General features: G+C 61.1%; 19 protein-coding genes. 10 read left to right on the forward strand and 9 right to left on the reverse strand.

Annotated elements, in window-relative coordinates; all coding sequences use genetic code 11:
- Positions 1-10: 10 nt before the first annotated feature.
- From tssH to tssA, 7 genes are all read right to left on the reverse strand, one after another.
- Positions 11-2,590 (reverse strand): type VI secretion system ATPase TssH, encoded by a 2,580-nt coding sequence (tssH, locus tag QWI20_RS10195; protein WP_369305358.1) that lies wholly within the window; start codon positions 2,588-2,590, stop codon positions 11-13.
- Positions 2,587-3,609 (reverse strand): type VI secretion system baseplate subunit TssG, encoded by a 1,023-nt coding sequence (gene tssG / locus QWI20_RS10200; RefSeq protein WP_369305359.1) that lies wholly within the window; start codon positions 3,607-3,609, stop codon positions 2,587-2,589. Before tssG ends, tssH begins: the two co-directional genes overlap by 4 nt.
- Entirely contained in the window at positions 3,573-5,360 is a 1,788-nt protein-coding gene (gene tssF / locus QWI20_RS10205; RefSeq protein ID WP_369305360.1) for a type VI secretion system baseplate subunit TssF, read from the reverse strand. Before tssF ends, tssG begins: the two co-directional genes overlap by 37 nt.
- Positions 5,361-5,452: 92 nt before the next feature.
- Complete coding sequence (tssE, locus tag QWI20_RS10210) at positions 5,453-5,872, reverse strand: type VI secretion system baseplate subunit TssE (protein WP_369305361.1); 420 nt, start codon at positions 5,870-5,872, stop codon at positions 5,453-5,455.
- Between the two features lie 13 nt (positions 5,873-5,885).
- Entirely contained in the window at positions 5,886-7,361 is a 1,476-nt protein-coding gene (gene tssC, locus QWI20_RS10215) for a type VI secretion system contractile sheath large subunit (RefSeq protein ID WP_369305362.1), read from the reverse strand.
- 25 nt (positions 7,362-7,386) lie between these two features.
- Positions 7,387-7,890 carry a type VI secretion system contractile sheath small subunit gene (gene tssB / locus QWI20_RS10220; protein WP_369305363.1) on the reverse strand — a complete coding sequence of 168 codons (504 nt, stop codon included), beginning with the start codon at positions 7,888-7,890 and terminating at the stop codon, positions 7,387-7,389.
- 26 nt (positions 7,891-7,916) lie between these two features.
- On the reverse strand, positions 7,917-9,479 hold the full coding sequence (gene tssA / locus QWI20_RS10225; protein ID WP_369305364.1) for a type VI secretion system protein TssA: 1,563 nt from the start codon (positions 9,477-9,479) through the stop codon (positions 7,917-7,919).
- A 681-nt stretch (positions 9,480-10,160) separates the two neighbouring features.
- Between tssA and QWI20_RS10230 the strand changes: the two genes are divergently transcribed.
- Positions 10,161-10,679, forward strand: a complete 519-nt coding sequence (locus QWI20_RS10230) for an Hcp family type VI secretion system effector (protein WP_065988875.1) — start codon at positions 10,161-10,163, stop codon at positions 10,677-10,679.
- Positions 10,680-10,857: 178 nt separating this feature from the next.
- Entirely contained in the window at positions 10,858-11,139 is a 282-nt protein-coding gene (locus QWI20_RS10235) for a hypothetical protein (protein WP_369305365.1), read from the forward strand.
- Between the two features lie 11 nt (positions 11,140-11,150).
- Here QWI20_RS10235 and QWI20_RS10240 read toward each other — a convergent pair whose 3' ends face one another.
- Positions 11,151-11,978, reverse strand: coding sequence for an EamA family transporter (locus tag QWI20_RS10240; protein ID WP_369305416.1), 828 nt, complete (start codon positions 11,976-11,978; stop codon positions 11,151-11,153).
- A gap of 75 nt (positions 11,979-12,053) precedes the next feature.
- Positions 12,054-12,959 carry a transcriptional regulator GcvA gene (gcvA, locus tag QWI20_RS10245; RefSeq protein ID WP_369305366.1) on the reverse strand — a complete coding sequence of 302 codons (906 nt, stop codon included), beginning with the start codon at positions 12,957-12,959 and terminating at the stop codon, positions 12,054-12,056.
- 98 nt (positions 12,960-13,057) lie between these two features.
- Between gcvA and QWI20_RS10250 the strand changes: the two genes are divergently transcribed.
- The 8 genes from QWI20_RS10250 (at position 13,058) to QWI20_RS10285 (ending at position 22,613) form a co-directional block, all read left to right on the forward strand.
- Entirely contained in the window at positions 13,058-14,224 is a 1,167-nt protein-coding gene (locus QWI20_RS10250) for a DUF2314 domain-containing protein (RefSeq protein WP_369305367.1), read from the forward strand.
- Between the two features lie 477 nt (positions 14,225-14,701).
- Positions 14,702-15,862 (forward strand): transporter substrate-binding protein, encoded by a 1,161-nt coding sequence (locus tag QWI20_RS10255; RefSeq protein WP_369305368.1) that lies wholly within the window; start codon positions 14,702-14,704, stop codon positions 15,860-15,862.
- The gene (locus QWI20_RS10260; protein WP_369305369.1) at positions 15,859-16,443 is read left to right on the forward strand and encodes an ANTAR domain-containing response regulator; all 585 of its coding nucleotides are present in this window, start codon (positions 15,859-15,861) and stop codon (positions 16,441-16,443) included. The genes QWI20_RS10255 and QWI20_RS10260 overlap by 4 nt, the downstream gene beginning before the upstream one ends.
- On the forward strand, positions 16,440-17,288 hold the full coding sequence (locus QWI20_RS10265) for an ABC transporter permease (protein WP_369305370.1): 849 nt from the start codon (positions 16,440-16,442) through the stop codon (positions 17,286-17,288). The genes QWI20_RS10260 and QWI20_RS10265 overlap by 4 nt, the downstream gene beginning before the upstream one ends.
- Complete coding sequence (locus QWI20_RS10270) at positions 17,288-18,214, forward strand: ABC transporter permease (protein WP_369305371.1); 927 nt, start codon at positions 17,288-17,290, stop codon at positions 18,212-18,214. The genes QWI20_RS10265 and QWI20_RS10270 overlap by 1 nt, the downstream gene beginning before the upstream one ends.
- A gap of 26 nt (positions 18,215-18,240) precedes the next feature.
- The gene (locus QWI20_RS10275) at positions 18,241-19,848 is read left to right on the forward strand and encodes an ABC transporter substrate-binding protein (protein WP_369305372.1); all 1,608 of its coding nucleotides are present in this window, start codon (positions 18,241-18,243) and stop codon (positions 19,846-19,848) included.
- 78 nt (positions 19,849-19,926) lie between these two features.
- The gene (locus QWI20_RS10280) at positions 19,927-20,874 is read left to right on the forward strand and encodes an acetamidase/formamidase family protein (protein ID WP_369305373.1); all 948 of its coding nucleotides are present in this window, start codon (positions 19,927-19,929) and stop codon (positions 20,872-20,874) included.
- Positions 20,871-22,613 (forward strand): ABC transporter ATP-binding protein, encoded by a 1,743-nt coding sequence (locus QWI20_RS10285; protein ID WP_369305374.1) that lies wholly within the window; start codon positions 20,871-20,873, stop codon positions 22,611-22,613. Before QWI20_RS10280 ends, QWI20_RS10285 begins: the two co-directional genes overlap by 4 nt.
- The last annotated feature ends 142 nt before the right edge of the window (positions 22,614-22,755 follow it).

Genomic DNA, 22,755 nt, shown 5'->3' on the forward strand with positions numbered 1-22,755 from the left:
AGCGCCCACCTCAGGCAAACTCGCAGGTCACGGCGGCTTCAACATCAAGCGTTGCGTGCACAGAGGTGAGACGCTGGCCTGCGGCCATGGCGTCGAGCAGCCGGTCAGCCACCCGGGGCAGAACGTGAAGCTCCAGCAAGTGGTCGATCAGACGTGCGCCACTGTCGCCTTGGCTGCAGCGTTCAGCCAGTTGATCGACCAGCGCGTCGGAAAAGGTGAACGTCAGCTGGCGACGGTTCAAGCGCTCGCCCAGACTGCGCAATTTGATCTCGATCAGCTCACGCAGCACCGACCCGCTCACCGGGTAGTACGGGACGACGCGCATGCGTGCGAGCAGCGCCGGTTTGAAGTGTCGCGCGAGAACCGGACGGATATGCTCCTCAAGCACCTGCGCGGAGGGACGCGCGCCGTCGGCGCAGAGGTGACTGATGAGGTCGCTTCCAAGGTTCGAGGTCATCAGGATGAGCGTATTGCGGAAGTTGATCTCCCTCCCTTCCCCGTCATTTGCCACGCCCTTGTCGAAGATTTGATAGAAAAGGTTCAGGACGTCTGGATCAGCTTTTTCGACTTCATCGAGCAGAACCACGGAATACGGCTTCTGCCGCACCGCTTCGGTGAGCATGCCGCCTTCGCCGTAACCCACGTAGCCAGGCGGCGCCCCAATCAGACGCGAGACGGTGTGTTTCTCCTGAAACTCTGACATGTTGATGGTGGTGATGAACCGCTCGCCGCCGTAGAGCAAATCGGCGAGCGCCAGCGCGGTTTCAGTCTTGCCGACACCACTCGGCCCGACCAGCAGGAACACGCCCACGGGTGCATCCGGCTTGTTCAGACCGGCTGCCGTCGCACGCATCGAACGATCAAGGGCGTGGACCGCTTGCTCCTGACCGCGAATGCGGGCGCGCAGGTCAGTTGAAAAACTGGCGATTCTGGCGTTGTGCTCTCGCGCCAATTGCGCCAAGGGCACCCCGGTCCAGGCGCTGATCACTTCGGCGACGAGACGCGGGCAGACTTCAAAGCTCACCAGCTTTTCTTTGGCCTGGGCCTGGGTCAGGGCGCGGTGAGTCTGGTTGAGCGCAACTTGCAGGACTTCGATGCTGCGCGTGTCGTCGGCATCACGGGCCTGCGCCAGTTGCTGACGCACGTCCAGCAGGCGCTCGGCCAATCCTTTCTGTTCCAACCAGAGCGTTTCGAGAGCAAGGCTTTCTTCTTCCACAGCGTGCAAACGGTTTTCCAATGCATCCAGTGCCGGATGATCGACGGGCAGACCGGCTTCGGTGTCACGACGCAGCGCCTGACGCTGGCGGCTGCCTTCGGCCAATTCGCTGCGCAGACGCTCAAGGCATTGCGGCGCAGCGGCGAGGCTGATGCGAACGCGCGCGCACGCCGTGTCGAGTACATCGACGGCCTTGTCCGGCAACTGGCGCCCGGCAAGATAGCGAGCGGACAACTCCGCAGCCGCCACCACCGCATCGTCACGCAAGTAGATGCCGTGGCTTCCCTCGTAGACGTGAGCGAGGCCCCGCAGAATGGTCACCGCCTCATCGACGGTCGGTTCGTGCAGCCGCACTGGCTGAAAGCGACGGGCCAGTGCCGGGTCCTTTTCGATGTATTTTTTGTATTCGGTCCAAGTGGTCGCAGCGATAGTGCGCAGTTCGCCGCGTGCCAGGGCAGGCTTGAGCAGGTTGGCCGCATCGGAACCACCTGCATCACCCCCTGCGCCGACCAGGGTATGGGCCTCGTCGATGAACAATATGATCGGGCTGGTCGACGCCTTGACCTCGTCGATCACGCCCTTGAGGCGACGCTCGAACTCGCCTTTGACGCTGGCGCCGGCCTGCAACAGCCCCATGTCCAGGGAAAGCACTTCAGCGCCCTTTATGGCCTGGGGCACTTCCCCCGCGACGATGCGCAACGCCAGCCCTTCAACGACAGCCGTCTTGCCGACACCTGCCTCCCCCACAAGGATCGGATTGTTTTTCCGTCGGCGAGCGAGAATATCCACCATTTGCCGAATGGCCTCGTCACGGCACAGCACCGGGTCGAGTTTGCCGTCTCGGGCCTGTTGAGTGAGGTTATGGGTAAAGCGCATCAGCAATGACTCGCCGGCAGTACCGTGTTTCCCCGGGTCGGAATGCGCCTTCTGCGACAAGGCGAATGCTTTCAGTCGCTCGGTATTCAGCCGGGCGAGCAATGCCTGATAGCGGCTGCCTGCGTAACGCTCGGGGTTGCGCAACAGCGCGAGCACCAACGCCCCTTGATCGACCAGGGTCTGACTCAGTTCGAGGCTGGCGACCAGCAACGCATCCTGCAGCCACTGCACCAGTTCCGGCGCAAACACCGGGTTGCGCGAGGCGCTGTTTTCCATCCGCGCCTGCAGCACCGCGCCGAGTTCACCGGCGTCCATATCGGCATCCTGGAGTGCGCGGGAAAGAAGGCCCTGCGGGCGTTCCAGCAAGCACAGCATCAGGTCTTCGACGAGGACCTTGCTGCCGCCCCTTCCCACACAGCGTCCGGCAGCGTGCTCCAGGTCGTGTCGGCATTCGGCGTCGAGCGCCTGGATAAGTTGTTGCAGATTGACGTTACTCATGGTTGGGCTGTCCTTGATGATTTGCTTCCCAGGGTCACCATGCCGTCCGCGCGTTCTCGGCCCAGCCAGCTGGTCCATCCCAGTCGACACGCGTTCTGTCCCGCCAGGCGCAGTTCGCGAATTTCTTCCCGACGCAGCGCCAGGCGAACGTCGTAATCAAGCGGGTCACGCAGCGTGAATCGCACTAATGCGCACAGCGGTTGGTAACCCGCGCCGATCGGCAGGAACTCGTGAAAGCGCTGCCAGCCAAGCTCTCGAATATGAATACGGAACTTGCCACTGCGGTCCCGAACGTGTTCGCCGAGCACCAGGTCCTCGCCTAGCTGGCTATTGGCCCGGCCAAGGCTGTTGCGCTGCTCTTCGAGAATTTCCACGCGACGCTCCATGCATTGCTCGATCGTCAGCTCTGCGTGTTTGAAGTAGTAGCGAAGCACCGCCTCGATCAGCGCTGCCGAGTGAGCGCGCAGGCTGAGCAAACCCAGGTACGGCAGCAGTCGCTTCCAGTTCAACTCCCGTGCGCTTCGAATCGCCTCGCTGCCCAGTCCGATCAGCGCGAACAACTGCGACGAAAACGGATCGATCGCGCCGCTTTCAAAACGGGCGTGGTAGCGGTATTTCTTCCAGATCGGCAGCATCAGCCGATGCAGGCGATGGTGAAACAGATCGAGGAACTGGCGGGTCGGATTGCCCCCCTCACTGTCACCCAGGGCTTGCTCGCTATAGAACGCAGGCAAGGGTGATCCAGACCCGACAAGACCCAGCAGGTTGAAGCGCAGGCGTGCACGCATCAGCCCGGATTCTTCAAAAAACTCGACGCGGTCCACATCACTGCCCGGAAAGCCAAGGCTCGGGTTGGCCTGGAATTCCAGCAGGTCATACACGTCGTCATCGCTCAGGTGCGGGTGTGCAGTGCGCAACCGGTCGATGACCAGCAGCACGACCTGAAACAGCGAGTATTCGCGTATACCTTGGGTCAGCCCGCTCAAAGCAGGGGCTGCAGGCCCATACGGGGTGTCCATTGGTACACCTCTCCCTGTGTGCTTTTTACGCGCAGTTCGTGATACGAATTGAGGCTGGCGTAAAGCGCAAAAAACTCGTTGAGAACAGAGGCGAACACGAACACGTCGCCCTCGCCGATATAGCCTTGCGGATCGATGGTCAGCTCGGTGCGCAACCCGCGTACCGGCAGCCCTCTGTGCAGCCGGTCGACATGCTGGTGCCTGATCGACTTGAGCCCGCCCAGCAGACGCTTGCTGACCTTTTCAGCGTGCGGGTCGTAATAGCGCGGCAGGTCGTAGGTTTCGAGGATCACCTTCAAGGCGTTGACGTCCGCGAGGGACAGGTAGTTAAGCGACATATTGCTGATCAGCTTCCACAGGAAGTCTCGATTCAGCGGCGGCGCATAACTGGGCGTGGCCGGGGTGATATTGCGGAAGGTCAGAAATTCCGGTGTCTGTTCGCAGGCGATGCAGATGTCGCCCAGCTTTAGCCTGCGCGGCAGGTTCTGGTTGGTGCACGTCATCTCGATCGACAACGTTTCAGAGGCTTCGGTGTGACGGATGCCAAAGCTCAGATAGGTGTCGAGGCCGTCGTGCAACGACGATGAACGCTGACGAATGCTGTAATGCGGACGGCGATTCGGCACGTCGAAACTAGGGTCATGCTCGAAGGACTCGAACGGCACGTAGGCCTCGTAGCCCAGGCCACCGGGCTTCCAGCCGATCACGGATTCAACCGAAAACACGCCACAGTTTTCCATCGTGTAGAGCGCCGGCATCAACAGGTACTCGTCCTGTTTGCCCTCAAGGCGGATCGGCGTGGCATCGTGCTTGAACAGGTTCACGATAGGCGTGCAATGGAGCTTGACGTTGTCCAGCGTCGGTCGCAGGCGCTGGACGCCGCTCTTGCGAATGTCGAAACGCAACTCAAGACCGCGTACGTGTTTGAGCGTGTCTTCCGCCAGCGCAGCGAGCAGCTCCAGGCCCGTCACGTCCACGAACAGAAACTTGTCCTGGAAGGCGAAGTATTCCTGCAGGTAGCGATAACCGCGGAAGGTATTCAGCGGATACGGAATCAGCGCTTCGTCTTCGGCAAACCCCACGGGCTGGATACGATCGCCAGGCATTCTGAATGCCATGGGCATGCCGTTGACGCCGGGTATGGGCTTGCCGTCTTCGTCCAAAGGCACCAGCTCGATGCTCTCCAGATTGCGCAGAAGGCTCAGATAGAGCGTCTGGCTGATGTAGCGCTCGCCGGCAAGATGCAGGCGCAAACAGCTTAGGTCCAACTCACCCAAATGGCCTTCGCCGCTCAGTTCCAGACGCAAGCTCAACAGCGCGCCGTCGCCCTTGACCGAGTACGTCAGGTCCACCAGATCCAGCGCCTGGACATCGGTTGGGTAGCAGGTGCGAAAGCGGCACTGCACGCCATCGACCGGCACGCTGTCAACGGGCGTGTCCCGCTCCACCCTCAGCGCAGGGCCTGCCAGCTTCAACGGGTCAAACTGGAGAATGCTGAACGCCGGCAGCGGCTGCATGTAATTGGGCCACAGCAGCTGCATCAGCGAGTGGCTGAGCTCGGGCAGTTCGTCATCGAGTTTCTGCCGCAAGCGTCCCGTCAGGAAGGCAAAACCCTCCAGCAACCGCTCTACATCAGGATCCCGCCCGGTCTGCCCCAGAAAAGGGGCCAACCCCGGGCTGCGCTCGGCGAATCGGCGACCCAACTGGCGAAGCGCGGTGAGTTCGCTTTGGTAGTAGTGGTTAAAGGACATGGTATTACCTTCTAGCGGAGCTGTTTGGTTCAAGGGTGGACGTAGAAAAAAAATGCCTGCTAGCGCCTCATGTCATCAGGTGCAGCCACGCATCAGCTTTTCCTGTGATTGACCTGTACCTGACCGCCGCCTTCCAGGCGTGCGGCGAACGTGACCTGACGCTTGAAACCCTCCACCTCCAGCAACCCTTGAATACTGAAGGCGAGCCGAAGCTGATCGTTATCATGGGGCAGCGCGGTGACCTGGACGCTGCTCAGGCGTGGCTCGTAGCTTTCGATGAAGACCTCGATAGCGAGCCGCGCTTTCGTTAACGCGTCATGAAGGCTCAAGCGCATGTCATTGAGATCCGGCAGCCCGTAATCGCAAAGGGTCTGAACGCTGCCGGCCCGAGTACTGAGCATCTTGGCGAGATGGGAAGCCACCGACGCCGTCGCAGCGTCTTCGCGGCTCCAGCCGACGCGCTTGTCTGCATCGCCACCCAGGCGTTCAAAGAGGCTGCCGTATCCAGTCATGAGTTGAAGCCCGTCACTCTTTGTCCAGCTTGCCCACCAGCGACAGGGTGAAATCGGCGCCCATGTATTTGAAATGCGGGCGCACGTTCAGGCTGACGCGATACCAGCCGGGCTCGCCCTCCACGTCACTCACGATGATCTGCGCGGCACGCAGGGGACGACGACCACGGACTTCGGCGCTTGGATTTTCCTGGTCGGCAACGTACTGGCGTATCCACTTGTTCAGCTCCAGTTCGAGGTCGGTGCGTTCTTTCCAGGAACCCAGCTGCTCGCGTTGCAGAACTTTCAAATAGTGAGCAAGGCGGTTGACGATCATCATGTACGGCAGCTGGGTGCCGAGCTTGTAGTTCAGCTCCGCTGCTTTGCCTTCCGCGCTGGTGCCGAAAAATTTCGGCTTTTGTACTGAGCTTGCGGAGAAGAACGCCGCGTTGTCCGAGCCCTTGCGCATGGTCAGGGAGATGAACCCCTCCTCCGCCAGCTCGTATTCACGCCGATCGCTGACCAGTACTTCGGTGGGGATCTTGGTCTCGATTTCACCCATGCTTTCGAAGTGGTGCAGCGGCAAATCTTCGACTGCGCCACCGCTCTGCGGGCCGATAATGTTCGGGCACCAGCGGAATTTGGCAAAGCTGTCCGTCAGCTTCGTACCGAAGGCGTACGCTGTGTTGCCCCACAGATAGTGCTCATGGCTGTTGGCAACGGTTTCCTTGTAGACAAACGACTTGACCGGGTTCTCTTCCGGGTCGTACGGGTTGCGCAGCAGGAAGCGCGGCACCGTCAGTCCCACGTAACGAGCATCTTCCGACTGACGGAAGCTCTGCCATTTGGCGAATTGCGGGCCCTCGAAATGATCCTTCAGATCTTTCAGGTCCGGCAGGCCGGTGAAGCTTTCCAGGCCAAAGAATCTTGGGCCGGCGGCGGCAATGAACGGCGCGTGGGACATGCAGGCGACGCTGGAGACGTACTGCATCAGCTTCACGTCCGGCGAGCTTGGGGACATGAAGTAGTTGGCGATGATTGCCCCCACAGGCTGCCCACCGAACTGACCGTACTCGGCGGTGTAGATATGTTTGTAGAGCCCGGCCTGCATGACTTCGGGTGAATCTTCGAAATCTTCCAGCAAGTCCTCTTTGGACACGTTGAGGATTTCGATCTTGATGTTCTCGCGGAAGTCGGTCCGTTCGACCAGCAACTGCAACCCACGCCAGGATGACTCCAGAGACTGGAAGGCGGGGTGGTGCAGAATTTCATCCATCTGGCGGCCGAGCTTGGCATCGATCTCGGCAATCATGCGGTCAACCATTGCCTTCTTGACCGGCTCACCCGCGTTTTGCGGTTTGAGCAGCTCTTCGATAAACGCCGACACGCCGCGCTTGGCGATGCCATAGGCATCCTCATCTCGAGGCAGACGGGTTTCGGCGATGATGCTGTCGAGAATGCTGAACTCGCCGGACTCTCTGCTGTGCTGCTGCGATGGTGTAGTACTCATGATGTTGGCTCCTTGGCGGGTGGACTCAGGTGTCCTGGGCGGCGGCATTCAAACCCAGCTCGCCGAGCACGCGACCGCGGGACTCGTCATCGGCGAGGACGCTTTCGATGGCCTTTCGGAAAGCGGGCGCGTTACCCAGCGGTCCTTTGAGCGCCACCAGGGCGTCGCGCAGTTCCATGAGTTTTTTCAGTTCGGGTACCTGGTCCACCAGCGAGGCGGGATTGAAGTCCTTCATCGATTTGACGTGCAGTTGCACCGCCAACTCTTCATTGCCTTCATCCTCTTGCAGACGGTTCGGCACGCTCAGCGTCAGGCTCAGGTCCTGCTTGGCCAGCACCTCGTCAAACGTCATCTTGTCGATGCTGATCGGCTTGCGCTCTTCGACTTTTCGCTCGTCTTTGCGCAGGGTGTAATCACCGATTGCGAGCAGCTTCAGCGGCAGCTCGATCTCTTCCTGCGCACCGCCCGTGGCGGGTTTGAACGTGACATTGATGCGTTCTTTGGGGGCTACCGATCCTTCTTTGGCCATGGCCGTTCTCCTGGTAATTAGGGCCCTTAGGCCTGTTCAAGTACGACTTCGAGGTCGAGGTGGCAGAGCCTGCGATAAACCTCTTCCTTGCGCTCCCGAGCGCCAGGAACCTGAGGCAGCAATTCGTAACAGCTGTGCAAGAGCTCCAGCACTTCCAGCGCAAGATCAGGCTCCCAGGCATTGATGCCTGAGTCCTCCAGCGTCAAGTCGAGGGTTTCGAGTTGGGTTTTGGCGAGTTCGTATTTCCTGGCGGTGAAGCACAACCGCGCCAGGGCGAATTGCCAGAAAAATCGTGCACGCCCGCCCTGAGCGCTGTGCAGGCCTTGCTTGAGGAGCTGCACAGCAGCTTTGAGGCCTTTATCGCGCAACACCGAGACCGCGCTTTCCAGGGCGGACTCCCAGGCTGGCTGGCTATCAGCGGTTTCGACTTTGCGAGGCGCACTGGCGGCCTGCAGCCGAGGCATGACGGTGGCACTGATCCAGGCGCGAGTCGCCGGATCGGCAAACGGGACGCCGTCGTGAAAACGCAGCTCGATGACCTCCGGCAACCGCTGAATCAACAGCGCGAATTGAACTTCTATTTCGCGCATTGCCAGCTCGGCGTTCAGCGCGTGCAGACACTCCCAGGCCATTCGCTGGCCATCGAACCAGAACGGCGCCTTTGCCATGCTCGCCTCCAGCTCGACAAGCAGATCGGCGTAGTTGCCCTGATCGTATTGGTCTCGATAGCACCTGAGCTTGTCTGCCGGAAGCCCGCGCAGCGCGGTAATGTGCTCTGAGTTGCGCTCTGGCAATGCCTCGATTGGCAGCCACAGCAATGTTCGGTTCAGGCGCAACGCGCGCAGGTCGCTGGCGTTTTGCTTGAGCCACCAGGCACACAACGTGCGCGCGCTGTCCTGCTGAAGTCGCAGTGACTTGTGCGCGTCTTTCTCGCTGTCGATCAGCACCGGTGAAGGGAATGACTGGGTAAGAGGCGGCTTGACTGGCGCGTCGGAGCCCCCGACGATCCCGGCGTCGGGCAGATTGTCAGTCACCCGTTGGGCCATATTTTTCAAACGCCGGGAGATCGGCAACAGCAAAGGTGCATCGTCGCCCATGTGCTGTGTAAACACCGTATCAAGGTCTTCGAGTATCTCGACGAGGCGACTGAACAGTGGTAACTGCGCTTTGATAGCGACGTGATCAAAAAGCACGTGCTCAAGGCGGGGAAGCAGCCAGCCAATGGCTGCGGAGCGGGTGCGAATCTTGACGGGATGTACTTCAACCCAATGGAACACGCAGAGATGGTGAAGAAGCCCTAGTCCTGCCAACAGCCCGTGGAAGGATTCCCGCTGATACAAGGCCCACGTAAGCCAGGCCGCAACGCGAAGATCTTTGGATTGGGTGCGAAGCAGGTGCTCACTTTGCTCACGCACTTTCTGCCAGTCGATCTGAACCGTTTCATGCATCGATTGAGCTTTATTGACCTCGCTTTCCAGCGTCTCGTATTCATTTGAAAAACGAACGTCTTCACCCGCGAAGCGCTCTGTGGATATTGAGGCTTGAGCAGCGTCGAGATAATGATCAGACAGTGGGCATGAATAAGACATTCGAGATCTTCAGTGCAAAACCGCGCCGAATTTAGACAATTAAATTGGCGTGCCTAACGGAATTAGAATAAGGGCTAGTTGTGCAGCTGACATGTAACAAAACGTCTACCCCTCAGAGGCCGGGAATAATACTTAGCGCGAATAACACTATCAAGCTTTCTATAAACGCGATAACTCAACTCAGACTGTAGGAACTTTCTTCAAATACATGAGGCCCAGAGAAACTTCTTTCATATAACTTCTTTCTGCAATGTTTCAGCGGTGGCAAATACCCTATCAAGGGCGCAGCACCGGGCTAGCGCGGTCATGCAAAGGGTGTAACGGGATCCAGCGTGCTTCCTTAGCTATTATGCAATCACCCGCGACGAGCAATGGTCCAAGGCCTCCCTGCGCAACAAGTTGCGCACTTCCTGACGGAAATATCACTGAATGATCCTGGCCAGCCTTTATAGAACGGGCCCTGTCGGCAAGTGCGCAAGAAGTTTCGTATCACAGCGCAACATAAATCCCACAATAAGGCTAAAAAGTCGTTTCTTATAACGCAAATAAACCATAAAAAACCCCCAAAACGATTTTTTAAATTAAACAAAACTTACTTGGCACGATGCTTGAACTAACTCTTCCGCCCACCAGGCAATTTCGCTGGTCGGGATTTTAATTTATGAGGCAAGGAGCATTTTCATGGCGACACCAGCATATATGTCCATCACAGGCACCAAGCAGGGCCTGATCACCGCGGGCGCTTTCACCGCAGACTCGGTGGGCAACACGTTTCAGGAAGGCCACGAAGATCAGGTTATGGTGCAAGGGTTTCAACATGAAATGATCATCCCGCGCGACCCGCAGTCGGGCCAGCCAACCGGTCAACGTGTGCACAAGCCGGTCAAGATCACCAAAGTGTTCGACAAGTCTTCGCCACTGTTGCTGGCAGCGTTGACGTCGGGCGAACGCCTGACCGAAATCACCATCCAGTGGTATCGCACCTCGGCGGCGGGCACACAGGAGCATTACTACACCACCAAACTCGAGGACGCGATTATCGTCGACATCAAGGACTACATGCATAACTGTCAGGACCCGTCGAACGCCCACTTCACCCATCTGGAAGACGTGGAGTTCACCTACCGCAAGATCACCTGGACCCACGAAGTCTGCGGCACTTCGGGCTCCGATGACTGGCGGTCCCCGGTTGCTGGCTAAGATCAGCTAACCATCAAAATCCCGGCCGGTAATACTGGCCGGGATTTCTGAGCCTTTGCGGCGCGGGCTAGCGGATTTTGCGGCAGATGCGCTGTCCAACCCCATGTTCGTGGGATCTAGCAGCAAAACCGTCCCGCGTCCTTTCAGCCCGCGACCGCAGTACTTGCCTGGAGGCTCAATGAATCTGCACACGCCCCTGACCGATGACGCAGGCTCTGCGCCTCAGCAGGACTGGTTCTCACAGGAGCACTACGCTCGGATCGGCGAGCTGATTGCCCGGCTCAACACCAGTGACACTCGGGAAAGCGTGTCGCGTTACCACGCCATGGCCGAGGGGTATTTGCTGGGACTGCTGGACAGCTATCACGTCAGCGCCGAGCATCACGACGCCGTACGCCAATACCTGCACAACCTCGCCATTGCGCGGTTGAAGGCGGTCAAACCGAAGCTGCGCAAGTAAACATGCGCCGCTCAGCCAATGATGATCGTGCCGGCCGCAATGACCACGCACGCAAGGATCTTGCGCACGGTCAGCGACTCGCCCAAAAACAGATACCCGAGCAAGGCGGCAAACAGCACGCTGGTTTCGCGCAGGGCCGACACCGCTCCCATGGGCGCGAGGGTCATTGCGTAAATGACGATGCCGTAAGCGAGCAGCGACACCACACCTCCGCCCAACGCGGCGACCAAACCGGGCCGGACCGTCAACAGACTGCGTGCGTCCCGCAGACAGATATAAGTGATCGGCATCATTACGCCCCACAGGGCGCACATCCAGGCGGTGTACGCCATCGGCGCGCCGGACAGACGCCCGCCGATGCCGTCCGTCACGCTATAGGCCGCGATGAAACACCCGGTGCCCAGCGCATAAGGGAGGCTGGTCATGTCCAGTTTCCGGCCCTTGAACGCAAGAGAAATAATCCCCGCTGACACCAGTGCAATGCCGATCATCGCGCCGGTCTCGACCACCTCCCCCGCAAATATCGACGCACACAGCGTGATCAGCACCGGCGATGAACCCCGTGAGATCGGGTAGGTTTGCCCGAGGTCGCCGCTGCGGTACGTGCGCACCAGAAACAGGTTGTAGCCGATATGCAGCAGCGCCGAGAGCACCGCGTAAGGCCAGCTTTCCGGCGCCGGGGCGTCCATGAACAGCGCCCCGGCAATGCTGACGATGGCCACCGCGACGCACATGACGGTCATCGACCAGAGTTTGTCGCCACCGCCGCGCAGCAAGGCATTCCAGCTGGCGTGCAGCAAGGCGGCGAAGAGGATTAGCAGGATGATGTGAGTAGGCATGCCCGATAGTAGCCAGTCGACGCCGGGAAACAAAAGCGACGTTTCTTCATCCGGCCATGAGTAAATCCTCATGCCTCACTCATAGGTGATGCCGGCCGCTGTCGACTCCTCGAGCAGCCAATCGCGAAAACTGGCCACGTGTGGCTGGGTTTCCACCCCTTTCGGGCAAACGAAGTAATAGGCCACCGGCGAGGGAAACGGCACGTCGAACAACCTGATCAAACTGCCGTCGCGCACCTCTTTTTCCACATGCCCACTGCGAACGAGGGCGATGCCCTGCCCCAGCAATGCCGCTTCCACGGTCATGTTGGTGTCGGGAAAACGCACGCTTTCCTTCAGCGAGGTCACACCCAGGCCGATGTTCTGGAACCAGACTTCCCATTTTGGCACCAGGTCTGAACCGTCCCGGGCCAACAGCGGGTAACGCAACAACTCGGCCGGCTCTCGGGGCATGCCGAAGCGCTTGAGCAAGTCAGGGCTCGCCACGGGAAAAATGTGTTCCCTGAACAAAAATTCCGAGTGCAGCGCGGGGTAGTTGCCGCCCCCCAGACGGATCGCGACGTCGGGATCGCCGCTGGCAAACTTGATGGCGGTGTCTGTGCTGTCCAGCGTGACGAGGATTTCCGGGTGCAACTGGGACAGAGTGGGCAAGCGCGGCAACAGCCATTTCAGCGCGTAGGAATAGGTCGTACTGACCTTGAGCCTGACGCGGCCGTTCTCTTCACGCAGGTCCGCAAGCGTGGCCTCCAGGTTCATGAAAAACGTCCGCACGATCGGCGCCAGGGCGGCACCCGCCGGCGTCAGGCTCAACGTCTTGCCGCGCTGAAACAGCTGCACGCCCCAGATGTCTTCAAGATGTTTTAATTGGTGACTGACCGCACTTTGGGTAACGTGCAGTTCCTCGGACGCGGAGGTAAACGTCCCGTGACGGGTGGCGACTTCGAAGGCGCGCAAGGTGGCGGTGGGTGGCAGGTCTCTCATCTCATCAGGCCTCAAGGGGCGTGAACGAAGCCGGTCACACCATGAATGACAGCTCATGATAGAACATTATTCAAATAGACAGAGGGAACGACTCACTTATGACCGGACAAATCATTTACAGCGTGAAAGGCGAGAGCGACGACCTCAAGGCGGCGGTCGCCAGCGCCCAGGCCACCTTCAAGTTCTTCTGGCGCGAGCTGTCTTGGGAGGCACGCAGAATCGTCAAAAGCCTCGACATGGCGGCGGTCAAAATGTCTTTCGTGCTGGACGCCGACGACCCCGACATCCCTGCCGTCGAAAACATGTGGGTCACCGACATCGAGTTCGACGGGGAGTCCATCACCGGCGTGCTGATGAATGAACCTCGCTGGTTCACCTCACTGAAGGCGTCCGACCCGGTGACGCTGCCGTTGGCGGCCCTCAACGACTGGATGTACGTCTGCGGCGGGCATGTCTACGGCGGCTTCACCGTCGACGCGCTGCGCAGCGGGATGTCCACCGAGGAGCGCGACGCCCATGACCGTGCCTGGGGCCTGGATTTTGGAAAAGCTGGCAGCGTTGAAGTGGTGCCTGCTGAAGACGGCCAGGCGCCGCGACTGCTGTCCCGGAATCTGGACCGTGCGCAGGATCGACAGACCTTGGCCGCCCTGGAACGTAGCGAGCACCCGATGGCGCTGAACATGCGCGACAAGGTCGAAGAAGGGTTGCGCCAGCATCCGGAAGTGATCCGGGAACCGGACGCCGGCGGATGGCTGCTCCTTCACCGTGAAGTGCTGGCGGGCAATGACACAGTGGTTCGTGCGCTGCTGCGCCACGGTGCAGATCCGCTCACACCCAACGGCAACGGCCAGACCTCGCTGGCACTGGCACGCGCCGCGGGATGGCCCCGGATCGTGGATCTGCTCGAGGGAAAGGACACCGACTACCAGGGTCCGGTCGAGTCCGGAGGTTTTCCTGTCTGGCCAATCGGCCTGGCGCTGATTGCGGTGTCACTTGCATGGCTTTACTACCTGGTGATCGACCCCATACGCACAGCGGCGGCCGGTCTTGGCAACCAGATCCCGGGCCCGATCAACTACGCGGCTGCGTTGCTGATACTCGGTTTCGGCTTGGCGGGCATGGGCCCCTGGTACTACCGATTGCGCCTGCGCACCCCAAAAGCGGGAAACAGCCGCGTGCTGGATCTGGTCGCTATTCTCGGCTTATGGGTGCTTGGCCTTGTGCTGCATGATTATTTAGGCAGCTACCTCATCAGTCATCGGTAGTGATGCAGTGCGCGCCGTCGATGAGATCGAGCGCGGACCCGGATGCAGGACCGGCTTCAGCCCGGAACGCGCCAGGTGTCACACCGCAAGATTGATGGCGTTCAAACTGGCCTCTTCCCGGCTGAAGCCGGTCCTACCAGAGCACCGCGCACAATCAGTTAAATTACGTGTGAACACCACGCAACCCTGGTGCGGTACCAGCAGCACCGGCCAGCATGTTGTAATCCCCCTCTGCTCCGCTTCGGCGCCTCGCGATAGACGAGCGCCCCACCGCGGAGCATTCCTGGCGAGGCAGTCGGCGTTGAAGCTCGCCACGCTGGAGGTTTTCACTTGGCACGCTTATTTCATGCTTAAAACAAACGGCAAGCCGGACCCTGGTCCTTAAGTCTCGTCCACATACGCGCCTCGAATGCGCCAGGTATCGAAGCCTGATCGACCCCTACCGGGTTGATCGGGCTTTTTTTATGGATGCTGTTCATGCCGAACTTTTTGACTCCCGACCTGCGCCCCACCGTTCACGTCGGCTTCCTGCTCTCGACCGAGGGCACTTACCGGCGCATGGGCCGCAGCGCCCTGCTCGGGTTGCAGGACGCGCTGGCTGAAGTCAACGCCGACGCCCGGCGCCGCGTGCAACTGGAGGCCATCTGCGTGGACCCGCAAGGCGATCCAGCCGGCTACAGCAGCGGCGTTGCCCAATTGCTGGGTGCGGGCGTCCGGCACATCTTCGGCACCACGCTGTCGGCCAGCCGCAAGGAGATCATCCCGGACCTGGACCAGCACGGCGCCCTGCTCTGGTATTCGAGCCCGTACGAAGGCTACGAAAGCAGCGAAAACGTCTTGTACCTCGGCGGATGCCCGAACCAGACGCTGTTGCCGCTGTTGCGCTACGCCTTGAGCCAGTTCGGTCGGCGGGCGTTTCTGCTCGGTTCCAACTACGTCTGGGGCTGGGAAAGCAATCGCATCGCCCGGGAAGTGCTGGAAGCCAACGGCGCCGACGTGCTCGGGGAAAAGTACTGGCACCTGGGCGCGACCGGCTTCGACGCGCTGATCGAAGGGCTCATTCAGGACCCACCGGCCTTCGTGCTCAACAACCTGGTGGGGGAATCGTCTTACGGGTTTCTGCAGCAACTGGATCGGGCCTGCGAGCGCCAAGGCCTGCGCCTGCCGGTGCTCAGCTGCAACCTGACCGAAGCGGAGCTCGATGGGGTGGGCCCGATGCAGGCGCTGCGGCTGCTGTCTTGCGGGCCGTTTTTTGAAACGCTTGACCCGGCGTTCTGCGAAGGCCAGCAGCGCCATGGCCCGCGCACCTGTTCCCATTACTACACCAGCGCTTACACGGCGTTGAGGGTGTTCGCCGACGCTTTGCACGCCAGCGAGGATGCGTCGCCCAAAGCGATTTGCGAGCACCTCTACAGGCACCCGGTCGCCAGCGTGCTCGGCACGGTCAGTCTGTCGGCGCGCAACCATCACAGCGCCCTTGCCAGTCATATTGCCGAACTGCGCGGGGGTTGCTTTGAAGTGGTGCAGTCGGCGCCTCACCCGATCGCCGCCGATCCCTATCTCACTGTTACGGATGTACACGCCGATGGGGTCGACCGACACGCCACCCCGGCACCGCGCTTGAGGATCGTCAAATGAACACACGCGCCTTTCCTGCTTTCGACCAGGGTCACTTGCTGCTGATCGACTGCGATGAACGCAGTCAGGCCAACCTGGGCAAGAGCCTTCAACGCCTGGGTATCCACTCGCAAGCGCTGGATCACGATGGACCGTGTGACACCCAAGGCTGTTTCGCGGCGATCCTTGAAATCGAACATTTCGCCAGTCCCTTGACGGTGCAGGCGCTGAATGCGGCCAGCATCCCCATCGTCGCGCTGACCGCCCACGAGACCCTGTCGCAGATCCAGCGTGCGCTGCAGCTTGGCGCGACGGCATTGCTCAACAAACCCATCAGCCAGGGCTCGGTGTACACCACGCTGATGATGGCGGTGGGATTGCGCGAGCGGCAGCGCGCCGATGCCGAACAGCTCAACGAGCTGCAACAGCGGCTGGCATCGCGTCCACTCATGGCCCAGGCCCTGGCGCGCTTGATGGTGACCCAGCGCATCAACGAGGCGACGGCATACGAGCGCTTGCGCAGTCTGTCGATGCAGCTCAACCGGCCAATCGAAGCGCTGTGTGTTGACTTGCTTGCGGCGCGGGACGAGGACCGTGCATGAACACCCTTAAAGCCCTGTTGCGTCGGCCGGCCGTGGCGGTTTCCCTGTTGTTTATCCTCACCGTGGTGCTGCTCGCGGCGCTGGCCCCGTGGCTAAGCCCCTTCGATCCGGATGAGCAATTCGTCGAGGGGCTGACGATGGAAGGCGCGCCCATGGCTCCGGCGATGCCGTACTGGATGGGCACCGACCTGCTCGGCCGTGACCTGCTGTCGCGGTTGATATTCGGCGCACGCACCTCGCTGTTCATTGGCGTGCTGGCCAACGGGCTGGCGGTGCTGATCGGTACGCTGGTGGGCCTGACCGCCGGTTTTGTCCGCGGCTGGCTCGGCAGCGTGTTGATGCGCCTGACCGACCTGATGATGGCCTTCCCCGCCCTGCTGCTGGCGATTGCCCTGTCGGCGATTTTCCAGCCCAGCGTGTGGATCGTTGCCATGGTCATCGCGATGGTCAACTGGGTGCAGATCGCCCGGGTGATCTATGCCGAAACCGTGGCGCTGAGTGCGCGTGATTTCGTCGCTGTGGAGCGCACCCTCGGCGCCAGTTCCCTGCGCATCCTGTTCTCCCATCTGTTGCCCCATCTGCTGCCGACCATTCTGGTGTGGGCGACGCTGGGCATTTCCACCACCGTTTTGCTGGAAGCTACCTTGTCGTACCTGGGTGTGGGCGTACAACCGCCGACGCCGAGTTGGGGCAACATCATTTTCGAGAGCCAGACGTACTTCACCTCCGCGCCCTGGCTGGTGTTCATTCCGGGCGCGGCGATCATCCTCCTGTCCCTGGCGTTCAACCTGGTCGGCGACGCGCTGCGCGACGAACTCGACCCCACACTCAAGTGGCGTCGCTGATGCTGCCGTTCATTTGCCGTCGGGTCGGTTATGCGCTGCTGATTCTGCTCGGCGTGACCTTCATCACCTACCTGTTGCTGTTCCTGCTGCCCGCCGACCCTGCGCGGCAAATTGCCGGGCGCAGCGCCACCCCTGAAGTGGTCGCGGCGATTCGCGCGCAACTGGGCCTGGACCTGCCCTTCTATCAGCAATACCTGAGTTACCTGGGCAACCTGCTCCACGGCGACCTTGGCCGCTCCTACATCCAGCGCACCGCCGTGAGTGAACTGATCGGCGCGCGACTGCGGCCTTCGCTGGAACTCATGGCGGCAGGTATCGGTTTCGAGCTGTTGATCGGCATCAGCCTGGGCATGCTCGCGGCGCTCAAGCGCGACAGCTTCGCCGACAAGCTGCTCATGGCGTTTTCCTTCGTCGGTGTGTCGGCGCCGCAGTTCATCGCCGCCATGCTGTTTCTGTACTTCTTCGCCGTGCAACTGGGCTGGTTCCCCCTGGGCGGCTATGGCGGCGCCAGCCATTTGATGCTGCCGGCCCTGACCCTCGGCCTGCTCGGCAGTGGCTGGTATTCGCGCATGGTCCGCTCTTCGATGATCGAAGTGCTGCACCAGGATTTCATCCGCACCGCACGGGCCAAGGGCCTGAGTCGTGCGCGGATCGTGTTCGTGCACGTGCTGCTCAACGCGATCGTCCCGGTGATCCCGATGATCGGCATCGACATCGGCGTGTTCATGGGCGGGCTGGTGGTGGTCGAGTCGGTGTTCGGCTGGCCGGGCATCGGTCAGCTCGCCTGGCAATCCATTCAGCAAGTCGACATTCCGGTCATCGTCGGCGTCACCACGCTGTCGGCGGTGGCCATCGTCCTCGGTAACCTGCTGGCGGATCTGGTGATCCCGCTGGTGGACCCGCGCATCGACATCAAGCAGCACTGAATTCATCAACACAACGGGGCACAACAATGAAGATCAACGCGCTGACCCTGGCCGTGGCGGCCACGCTGTTTACCACGCCACTGTGGGCCGACACGCCGAAAAGCGGTGGCGATGTGGTGGTGACCTACCAGAACGATGTCGCGACGCTGGACCCGGCGATTGGCTACGACTGGCAGAACTGGTCGATGATCAAAAGCCTGTTCGGCCGCCTGATGGACTACAAGCCGGGCACCACTGATCTGGTGAAAAGTCTGGCCGAGGACTACAGCATTTCCCCCGACGGCCTGGTCTACAGTTTCACCTTGGTCAAGGGCGTGAAATTCCAGAACGGCCGTGAGCTGGTTGCCAATGACGTCAAGTATTCCCTGGAGCGCACCGTCAACCCGAAAACCCAGAGCCCGGGCGCCGGTTTCTTCAGCTCCATCGTCGGTTATGAAGACGTGACCGGCGGCAAAAGCACGACGCTCAGCGGCATCAAGGTGGTCGATGATCAACACCTGACCATCACACTCAGCGCACCGAACGCGACCTTCCTGCACATCATGGCCATCAACTTCGCCTCGGTTGTGCCCAAGGAAGCGGTAGAGCAATGGGGCGCCGATTTCGGCAAGCACCCGGTGGGCAGCGGCGCGTTCAGCCTGGCCGAGTGGAAACTGGGGCAGAAGCTCGAACTGGTGAAAAACCCGAATTACTTCCAGAAGGGCCTGCCCTACGTCGACAAGATCACCTTCGAAATCGGCCAGGACCCGACCGTTGCGCTGCTGCGCCTGAACAAGGGCGAAGTGGACATTGCCGGCGACGGCGTGCCGCCCGCGCAGTTCCTGCAGTTCAAGAACGACCCGGCCTCCAAGCAACTGCTGGTCACCGGCAATCAGCTGCAGACCGGCTACGTGACGCTGAAAACCACCCTGCCGCCGTTCGACAATCTCAAGGTGCGCCAGGCCATCAATATGGCCATCAGCAAGGAACGCATCGTGCGCATCATCAACGGGCGCGCGGTCCCGGCGAACCAGCCGCTGCCGCCGGCGATGCCCGGTTATGACACCCAGTACAAGGGCTTGCCCTACGACGTCGAAGGCGCGAAAAAACTGCTGGCCGACGCCGGTCTCGCCAAGGGCTTCGACACCGAGCTGTACGTGATGAACACCGACCCGCAGCCGCGCATCGCCCAGTCGATCCAGCAGGACCTGGCCAAGGTCGGCATCCGCGTGCAGATCAAGTCCCTGGCCCAGGCCAACGTGATTGCGGCTGGCAGCTCCAAAGATCAGGCGCCGATGGTGTGGTCCGGCGGCATGGCCTGGATCGCTGACTTTCCGGATCCGTCGAACTTCTACGGCCCGATTCTCGGTTGCACCGGCGCGGTGGAAGGCGGCTGGAACTGGTCGTTGTATTGCAACAAGGCGCTGGATGAACGCGCCGCCAAAGCCGACGCCATGGCCCGCCCGGAACAACAGGCCGAACGCACCGAGGCCTGGAAGAAGATCTTCACCGACGCCATGGCCGATGCGCCGTGGGTGCCGATCTTCAACGAGCAACGCTTCACCGTACGCTCCAAGCGCATGGGCGGCGACGACGCGCTGTACGTCGACCCGGTCCACGTGCCGGTCAACTATGACTACATCTGGGTGAAGTGATGTCGCGCTGGCCTGCTCCCGGTAGACGCCGGGTCACAGGCCATTACGCCCTGCCCCTTAGCAACGAGGACCGCACCCATGTGCCAGAGCTGCCTGGTCAAGACCATTCACAGCGTCAACAGCCACTTCGGCTGGGACCACAGCTTTACCCCGGTCGAGCGCGTGGCGCCCGGCACCACCCTGCAGATGAACTGCCGGGATTCGTCCAACGGCTATTTCACTGCGCAGTCCCAGGTCGCCGATGTCATCGTGATGCCCTTCGATCAGATCAATCCGGTCACCGGGCCGATCTACGTCGAGGGTGCCGAGCCCGGCGACATCCTGAAAATCACCCTGGACAGCTTCAAGCCCGGGGGCTTCGGCTGGACCGCCAACATCCCCGGCTTCGGCCTGCTCGCCGACCAGTTTCAGGCGCCTGCGTTAGCGCTTTGGCATTACGACACGCAGACCCTCGCCCCTGCCGCCTTCGGTGATTTCGCCAGGGTGCCGCTCAAGCCGTTCGCCGGAACTGTGGGCGTAGCGCCGGCCGAAGCCGGGCTGCATTCCATCGTGCCGCCGCGTCGGGTCGGCGGCAATCTGGACATCCGCGACCTGGCGGCCGGCAGCATCTTGTACCTGCCGGTGGAAGTCGCTGGCGCGCTGTTTTCCATCGGCGACACCCACGCGGCCCAAGGCGATGGCGAGGTCTGCGGCACCGCTATCGAAAGCGCCATGGACGTGGTAGTCAAGCTCGACCTGATCAAGCAAACGCCCCTGGCCACCCCGCGTTTCAGCACACCCGGCCCGGTCACCGGGCACCTGGACAGCGCCGGCTACGAAGCCTTCACCGGCATCGGCCCGGACTTGATGCAGGCCGCCCGCCAGGCCGTGGCCAACACCATCGACTGGCTGTGCCGCGAGCACCGCATGCCGGCGGAACAGGCCTACATGCTGTGCTCGGTGTGCGGCGATCTGCGCATCAGCGAGATCGTCGACCTGCCGAACTGGGTGGTGTCGTTCTACTTTCCGAAAGTGGTGTTCCAGTGAAGCCAGACGATCAGCCCAGTCTGTCGGTGGAACGGCTGAGCATCGACGTCGGTGGCGGCGCGTCACGGCGTCGGGTGGTCGAGGAGCTGAGCTTCGCCCTGTACCCGCGCCGCACCTTGTGCATCGCCGGCGAATCCGGCAGCGGCAAATCGCTGTCGTCCCTGGCAATCATGGGCCTGCTGCCCAAGGCGGCCAGTGTTCCCGGTGGCGCGATCCTGTTTGACAACCGCGACCTGCTGAGCCTGCCAGAACGGGACCTGCAACGCCTGCGTGGCAAACGCATCGGCATGATTTTTCAGGAGCCGATGACCTCGCTGAACCCGCTGCTGACCGTCGGCCAGCAACTGGCGGAAACCCTGCGCCGGCATGAAGCGTTGAGTCGCGGCGAGATTCACCAGCGCTGCCGGGCCATGCTCGACGCCGTGCGCATGCCCCAGGTCGACAAACGCCTGACCCAGTACCCCCATGAGTTATCCGGCGGCATGCGCCAGCGGGTGATGATCGCCATGGCGATGCTCTGTCAGCCGGAAATCCTCATCGCCGACGAGCCGACCACCGCGCTGGACGTGACCATTCAGGCGCAGATCCTTGAGTTGATGCGCGAGTTGCAGCAGCAGTTCGCGACCAGCCTGCTACTCATCACCCACGACATGGGCGTGGTCGCCGAAATGGCCGATGAAGTGGTGGTGATGAATCAGGGCCGCATGGAAGAGCACGGTTCCTTGCATCAGGTGTTCACCGACGCGCAGGCGCCTTATACGCGCAAACTATTGGCCGCGGTGCCGGTGCTGGGCAGTGCGCCGCCGCCTGAGGCATTGACCGAACAGCCGGTAGTGCTCGCCGTCAAGGACCTCAGCGTGCGCTTCCCTTTACGCCACGGCTGGTTCGAAACGCCGCGCACGGTGCATGCGGTCGAGGGCGTGAGTTTCGAGCTGCGTCAGGGCGAAACCCTGGGGCTGGTCGGCGAAAGCGGCTGCGGCAAATCCACCACCGGCAAAGCCTTGATGAACATGCTCAGCTATCAGGGCAGCGTCAAATTGCTCGGGCAGGAACTCAACGGTTTGCAGGGTGACGCGTTGCAGCGGGTGCGCCGCGACGTGCAGATGGTGTTCCAGGACCCGTATGCGGCGCTCAATCCGCGCAAGACCGTGTTCGATCTGGTCGGCGAGCCGCTGCTGATTCACGACAAGATGCCCGAACCCCAACGGCGCGAGCGTGTGGCGCAGCTGCTGCAGCAGGTCGACCTGCCACGGGACACCCTCGAACGCTATCCCCATCAATTTTCCGGTGGGCAACGCCAGCGGATCTGCATCGCCCGGGCGTTGGCACTGAACCCCAAAGTGATCATTGCGGACGAATCGGTGTCGGCGCTGGACGTCTCGGTGCAGGCTCAGGTGCTGGAGCTGCTGGAACGCCTGCGCGCCGAGCATGGCCTGAGCTACCTGTTCATCTCCCACGACATGGCCGTGGTGGAACGCATCTGCCACCGCGTGGCAGTGATGTATGGCGGGCGCATCGTCGAAATCGGCGCCCGTGATCAGGTGCTGCACAATCCGCAACACCCCTACACCCGACGTTTGCTGGCGGCAGTGCCGGTGCCGGAAGTGGGCCGGCGGCGGGATTTCAAGAGCTTGCTCAAGGAGCTGGAACAGCCTGACCCGATCAAGGCAAAGGATTTTGTCGCGCCGGTGCAGCGGTTTTCGGCGGTGGCGGCAGATCACTGGGTCGCGGTGGAGTGAACGATCCCGCGCACATGACGAATCTGCCAGCCTCACTATGTGCGCCAGCGAACAGACAGCCTTGGGAAAGCGTACTCACACTGTCGTGGTCTGAACGCATTGTTCACCAGGGCACATCGGTGCCGGCGCTCCGCTGTGCACA

The organism is Pseudomonas sp. W2-17 (assembly GCF_041060445.1).
In the GTDB taxonomy this organism is placed as follows: Bacteria; Pseudomonadota; Gammaproteobacteria; order Pseudomonadales; family Pseudomonadaceae; genus Aquipseudomonas.